The organism is Clostridia bacterium (assembly GCA_019683875.1).
GTDB lineage: Bacteria > Bacillota > Sulfobacillia > RBS10-35 > Bu92 > Bu92.
The window spans coordinates 1-5,683 of sequence record JADGHN010000106.1 but is presented as its reverse complement, the minus strand read 5'-3'; the positions used below and the strand labels follow the sequence as shown (position 1 = coordinate 5,683).

Annotated in this window: 7 protein-coding genes; all 7 read right to left on the bottom strand. The window is 65.6% G+C overall.

All coding sequences use genetic code 11. From position 1 onward, the window contains the following. Positions 1 to 211: 211 nt before the first annotated feature. The 7 genes from IRZ18_08070 to IRZ18_08040 all read right to left on the bottom strand — a co-directional run bounded on the left by IRZ18_08070 (position 212) and on the right by IRZ18_08040 (position 5,653). Complete coding sequence (locus IRZ18_08070; protein MBX5477060.1) at positions 212 to 409, bottom strand: hypothetical protein; 198 nt, start codon at positions 407 to 409, stop codon at positions 212 to 214. A gap of 605 nt (positions 410 to 1,014) precedes the next feature. Continuing rightward, on the bottom strand, positions 1,015 to 1,467 hold the full coding sequence (locus tag IRZ18_08065) for a hypothetical protein (protein MBX5477059.1): 453 nt from the start codon (positions 1,465 to 1,467) through the stop codon (positions 1,015 to 1,017). Positions 1,468 to 2,106: 639 nt separating this feature from the next. After that, entirely contained in the window at positions 2,107 to 2,904 is a 798-nt protein-coding gene (locus tag IRZ18_08060; protein ID MBX5477058.1) for an ABC transporter permease, read from the bottom strand. Further along, the gene (locus IRZ18_08055; protein MBX5477057.1) at positions 2,901 to 3,881 is read right to left on the bottom strand and encodes an ATP-binding cassette domain-containing protein; all 981 of its coding nucleotides are present in this window, start codon (positions 3,879 to 3,881) and stop codon (positions 2,901 to 2,903) included. The genes IRZ18_08060 and IRZ18_08055 overlap by 4 nt, the downstream gene beginning before the upstream one ends. A gap of 115 nt (positions 3,882 to 3,996) precedes the next feature. Beyond that, the gene (locus IRZ18_08050; protein ID MBX5477056.1) at positions 3,997 to 4,140 is read right to left on the bottom strand and encodes a hypothetical protein; all 144 of its coding nucleotides are present in this window, start codon (positions 4,138 to 4,140) and stop codon (positions 3,997 to 3,999) included. Positions 4,141 to 4,509: 369 nt separating this feature from the next. Continuing rightward, complete coding sequence (locus IRZ18_08045; protein ID MBX5477055.1) at positions 4,510 to 4,983, bottom strand: DinB family protein; 474 nt, start codon at positions 4,981 to 4,983, stop codon at positions 4,510 to 4,512. 49 nt (positions 4,984 to 5,032) lie between these two features. Beyond that, positions 5,033 to 5,653: a helix-turn-helix transcriptional regulator gene (locus IRZ18_08040; GenBank protein ID MBX5477054.1), complete on the bottom strand. Its 621-nt coding sequence runs from the start codon at positions 5,651 to 5,653 to the stop codon at positions 5,033 to 5,035. Positions 5,654 to 5,683: the final 30 nt, after the last annotated feature.

Genomic DNA, 5,683 nt, shown 5'->3' with positions numbered 1-5,683 from the left:
CCTTCGAGTTGGTAGGGGTACCTACTCGTAGGAACCACGGGGTGGCCGTTTCCGTCAACGGATCCCGCCGAATTTACACCACACTACTGGACTCCAACAAATTTCATCCACCTTCCCCTCCGCGAAGCAGTATGACCCATTGGACGTCAAAACGTTCCGTCCCGCCCCCTTCACGCGAGTTCGACTAGCCTTCCATCCGGAAAGAGAGCCGTCACCTTGACGACAAAGCGCTCGGTGCGAACGATTCTTCCCCATCCTCGACTTCGTTGACCTCGGTGGTGGCCATCTTCTCCACAAAGCCCTTGACGAGATGCCAGCCCTTGCCCGCACCAACCACGCCGTCCAGCTCGCCTCCGGCCAGCAACAGAGCCATGTGCCCCTGGCGCAGCGAGCGGCGGACGACGGTCACGTGCCGCGATGCCCACCAACCGGTGCCGCGCAGCTCGCCACACGTCCGATCGGGCGGAGAGTTCCAGCGCATCTTCAGCGTGGACCGATGCTGCCCGAAACACCTGAGGGACGGCCGGCGTCAGAGGCTCCGCCCGGTACCACCGTGGTCAAGATCGACCATTGGGCTGCCGACGGGATGAACACCAACTCGAGCAGGCCGACAGATGCGATCATGTCCGTCGCCGCTTCTTTGCTGAGAGCGTCTCGGACCTCCTCGAGAACGTCCGTCGGAGGTGTGGGTGCGTCTGACCAAGAATGCCAAACCAAGCGCCCAGGTACTGCCGGATGATCTCGATCTTCGCCAATGTGTGCGGCTTAGCAGGCCAGACCGTCGGACGCGGTGGCAAGCTAATCCCTTCTTCGGATGTTGATGGGTGGTCCTGTTGATCTACGTCCCACTGCGAGACGCACAGAAAGCAGTGAACAAGAAGTACGGTGGATTTGATGGTTACTCCTTCATGTGGACTGTTTAGAGTGTCACCTTAACCGGAACAACTTAGCGTCCTCGGCTGCAGCGTCGATCGTACCTAGGTTCGCGCATCCTCAGAGGCACGCCTGACGCCCCTATCCGCGGAGCGTCGGGCAAGCCGTCGCCTCGAGGAAAAGACTGATCCCCTCTTCAGAGCCCGAAGTCGATACGCGGTACTCCGTTCCGTCCACGGATTGCACGGCATCGGCGTGGTCGCGGAAGTATTCCTTCATCTCCGACGGGCTTAAATCGACTAGCTTCAACGCACGCAGAAGCTTTAGGCGTTCATCCGCGCTCAAGTCGGGACTCATGATGGAGAATTCAGCATTCCAGAAGTCTCGCAACCGGGCAAGCCGCTCCTCTGTGAAAACGTCACCAACAGGAGAGTCGTTTACGGTGATGGAGACGATCCTGCCTGACCCCCGTTGAGCCGCCCCATAGAAGTGCACGACCGGAACTTGGTTGGGGTCGGCACTCGCTCCGGATCCGCCCGGAGACCAGTCGCCGTTGAACCCTACGTTGTCGGGATCTTGCGAAGTGTACTCCAAACGGACCTCGTCAATCTTGTACGCAGGGCCTAACTCGTGGTTCATCACCCACAACAGGTCTGCGAGGCCCACAGAGGTGGGACGGCAGGACTCCTCACTCTGTTGTGCGGGTGACGTACGAGTCATGACGGACTCCGACCCCGACAACGACGTTGAGCAAGCTGACATCATCGCTATCGTAGCAACGACAAGGAGCCAGGCAGCACGCTTTGACAACCGTCCGACCCTCCTCCTTCTGGCGGAAATGAGACGTTCACTTGCGATAGGATCGGAGTTCGTGCAAGCGCACGCGGTTCCTGCTTCATCTTCAACTTTTTCACGACGCTATCCGACAGATATATGGAGCAGTTCTATATTGTAAAACGTAGTTCATCCACATTTACCGCTGGATTATGGGGTCCGCCTTCTAGGTCGGGCGCAATAAGCTCCGGGACGATGGAGTCGGCCCACCGCATCAGGCGCCGGCCCACCCGAGGTTCCGCCGGAGCGAAGTTCGCCGTCCGGCCGGCCCGTGATCTGCTTGAACGCCCCGCGGACCCGTCGCGTAGAGAGCTCGACAACCCTACGCCACCGAGTCCCCGCCGGACCGGCCGGCACCGGACCCTGTCATGTCGACCTGTGCCGCTGGGTCGGCCCCCATTACGACGCCCGCGAGAACGCCATGGTGCCCACCGCGGCCAGCACCAAGGAGAGCCCGGCCAGCACGGCCACGTCCGTCCAAAGGTTGAAGCGCACGAGCTGCGCGGCGCGCATCACTTCAAGCACAGGCCCGGAGTACAGCGCGTGCCGCAGCGCGTCGACGCCGTACGTCAGCGGATCGAAGTGCATGAGCGCCCGCATCCACGCGGGGACGCGGTCGGTCAACGGGAACATCGCGCCGCTCAGGAAGAAGAGCGGCATGATGAGGAAGTTCATGAACATCTGGAAGCCCTGCATGCTCGTCATCCGCGACGCGATGGCCAGCCCGAACGACGTCAGCGCGAGCGACAGCAGAAAGGCCATGGCCAGCATCTCGGCGACGCCGCCGAGCGTCAGGCGGATGCCGGCGAACGGCGCGAGGACGAGCAGGATCACCGTCTGGAGCGTCGTGACCGTCGCGCCGCCCAGGGCCTTCCCCAGCGCCACCGCCCAACGCGGCACCGGCGCCACCAGAACCTCCTTTAGGAAGCCGAACTCGCGGTCCCAGATGACGCTGACGGCCGAGAACACCGAGGTGAACAGGATGGACATGCCCACGATGCCCGGATACATGAACGTCACGTAGTCCAGCCCGGCCGGCGCCCCGCGGATTCCCATGGTGGCGGAGATGCCCCTGCCGATGATCAGGAGGTACAGGAGGGGCTGGCCGATCATGCCGACGATGCGCTCCCGCTCCCGGATGAATCGCCAGATCTCCCGCAGCCAGATCGTGTACATGGTGTTGAGTCCGGACATCATCGGCGGTTCCTCCACATGCGCGCGTGCGCGCGGAACGAATCCATCTGCGACGCCTCCTCGTCCCGGATGGCGCGGCCGGTGAGGGAGAGGAAGACGTCGTCCAGCGTGGGCTGCTTGATTTCCAGGCTTTCCACACCTGATCCCACCGCGGCGAGGATGCGCGGCGCCAGGCTCGCGGCGTCGGCGGTGCGAATCACCAGGCGGCCCTCGGCGTGCTCGGCGTCCAGGCCGAACTCCTGCTTCAGGCGCGCGGCGAGACCGGGGAGGTCCGGGCCCCGCAGGTAGATGACGTCGCCGCCCAGCCCGCGCTTCAGGGCCGCCGGCGTGTCGAGGGCGACGATCCTGCCGTGGTCGATGATGGCGATGCGGTCGCAGTGCTCGGCCTCGTCGAGGTAGTGCGTCGTCATGAAGATGGTGATGCCGGTTTCGTCGCGCAGGCGCTTTACGTAATCCCAGATGGCGGCGCGCGTCTGCGGGTCCAGGCCCACGGTGGGCTCGTCGAGAAAGAGCACGCGCGGCCGGTGGAGCAGGCCGCGGGCGATCTCCAACCGCCGCTTCATGCCGCCGGAGAAGGTCGAGACGAGCGACTGGCGCCGGTCCTTGAGGCCCATCATGTCCAGCACCTCGTCTGACCGCTTCCGGTAGACGTCGGCGGGCACGCCGTAGAGACGCGCGTGGAAGCGAAGGTTTTCCTCGGCGGTGAGCCGGCTGTCCAGCGAGGGGTCCTGGAACACGATCCCGATCTGCTTGCGGACGTCCATCGCCTGGCGGCGCACGTCGAAGCCGGCCAGGCGGGCCGTCCCGGACGTGGGCGCCAACAGGGTGGCGAGCATCTGGATCGTCGTCGACTTGCCGGCGCCGTTGGGGCCGAGGAAGCCGAAGATCTCGCCCTCCTCCACGGTGAAGGCGATGTGGTCGACGGCCGTGATCTCGCCGAACGTGCGGGTGAGCTGGTCGACTTCGATGACGGGTGCCAAAGGCGTGTCACCTTCTTCAGCCAGGGTGGTTCACGGTGATTTCCTCTTCCTGGTTATAGCACGCCACGGCGCGCTCTAGGCAACCACCGGCACCCTGCGGACCCGTCCGTCGGCCTCATGCCGTGGCCTGTCGCGCGGCCCGCACGGCCAGGGCGAGCATGGCAGCGTCGAACAGGGCGAGGGCCGCCGCCACGGCGAGCACGCCGCCCGGGTTTCCCCCGAGCACCAGAACCCTCGCCCCGTCGACCGCATGGGTCATGGGGTTCAACACCTCGTCCAGGCCCGGCGGCACGGTCTACACGACGTCGGGCGCCGGCACATCCCCTCGGCTCAGCGTGCCGACAATGCGATTCAGCGCCGCGAACCAGTCCGACCACTTCGACGGCGTCGCCCCGGACGAGCGGCTCGCCACCCAACGCCTCCGCGCAGAGCGCCGCCGCTCGCTGCCGGGCCGAAACGTCGCGCCAGCTCAGGCGCACGACGGCCCCGCGCCGGATGGAGAAGCTCAGCCCGGCGACCGCCTCCCTGTCCGCAAAGCACTTTCGAACGTCGATGACCTCGACCATCGGCTCCGCATGTCCCGTCAGGGCGTCCCACCTCCCGGCATTCTGGGCGGCACCCGGTCGCGTCACCGTTCGTAGAACTGCGGCGGCTCCACGCCCAGCAGCCGCAGATAGATGAATCCCTGCCCCCGGTGATGGATCTCGTTCTCCAGGGTGTAGAGCATCCTCTCGAAGTGGCTCTGCGGCGGGCCTCCCCAGAACGGGTCCGGCTCGACGGTCAACAGCCGTTCCACGGTCAGGCGCTGCCAGAGTTCCCGGGTGCGAGCCCGCACACGCTCGCATGCGGCGAGCAGGTCCGACTTCGTTTGAACACCTGCGCATGTGTCCTGCGTGGTCCACTCGCCGGTGGCGATGCCGCGGACGTAGCCGTCTTCGAGGTCTAAAATCTCCTTCACCATCGCGGCGAACGGGCGCAGCGGCTCCACGGGGCGGTAGGTGAACAGCTTGTCCTCGGGAAACGCTTCGATCGTGCGCAGCGTCAAGCGGCGATTGCCCTCAAGGACTTCAAGCAGCGCGGCGGGATCCAGCAGGGACGACATGGATCCTTCCTCCTTGCATCCACGATGTGGTCCGACCCGACTTCCGGTCTTAACCCAGCTCTTGCTCCAGCACGCGGGCCACGGCCCGCAACCGCTCCCGTTCGAGGCGGTAGTACTTCACGTTGCCTTCTCTCCGCACCCGCACAAGGCCGGCCGCCTCAAGTTGCGCGAAATGGCGAGAGACGGTGCTCGGGTGCAGGCGCAGCGCCTCGGCGACCTGGCCGGCGAACATCTCACCTCCCCTGCGCAACAGTTGCAGCATGGCGACGCGGGTGGCGTCGCCCAATGCTTCCAGAGCGGGAACCAGGTTGCCGAGATCGAGCACCTGCAGGCCCGCGGAGGGGTCCGTTCCCTGGGCCGCAACCACGCCTTTGGACGGCGGCGCTGCGATCCGTCCGGCCGACGTCCCACGCGTGTCGCGGCGTGCCTCGGAGCGACCCGATGTCGCGGGCAGGGGCTCGTAGAAGACGCGGAACCGGTCGGCAACCCGACCGGGCGGCGCCCAGCCAAGGCCGGCGCGGGTGATGGACATATAACTGCCAAGGTGAAGGCAGGGCACGAACTGCAGGTGCCGCGCGCGACGCAGCGGCGCGTCCAGGCCGGGCGGGGGTTGCAGGCCCGTCACCTCGAGAACGACCTCGTCGGCAGCGCGCGGGCCTCCCCCGCACACCGCCCTCCCCCCGGCCACGGAGTGTTCGAG

What these genes read in the sequence shown, in the direction of transcription:
- IRZ18_08050 (MBX5477056.1), bottom strand. Translation starts at nt 4,140, where the DNA reads ATGACCCATGCGGTCGACGGGGCGAGGGTTCTGGTGCTCGGGGGAAAC.
- IRZ18_08045 (MBX5477055.1), bottom strand. Translation starts at nt 4,983, where the DNA reads ATGTCGTCCCTGCTGGATCCCGCCGCGCTGCTTGAAGTCCTTGAGGGC.
- IRZ18_08060 (MBX5477058.1), bottom strand. Translation starts at nt 2,904, where the DNA reads ATGATGTCCGGACTCAACACCATGTACACGATCTGGCTGCGGGAGATC.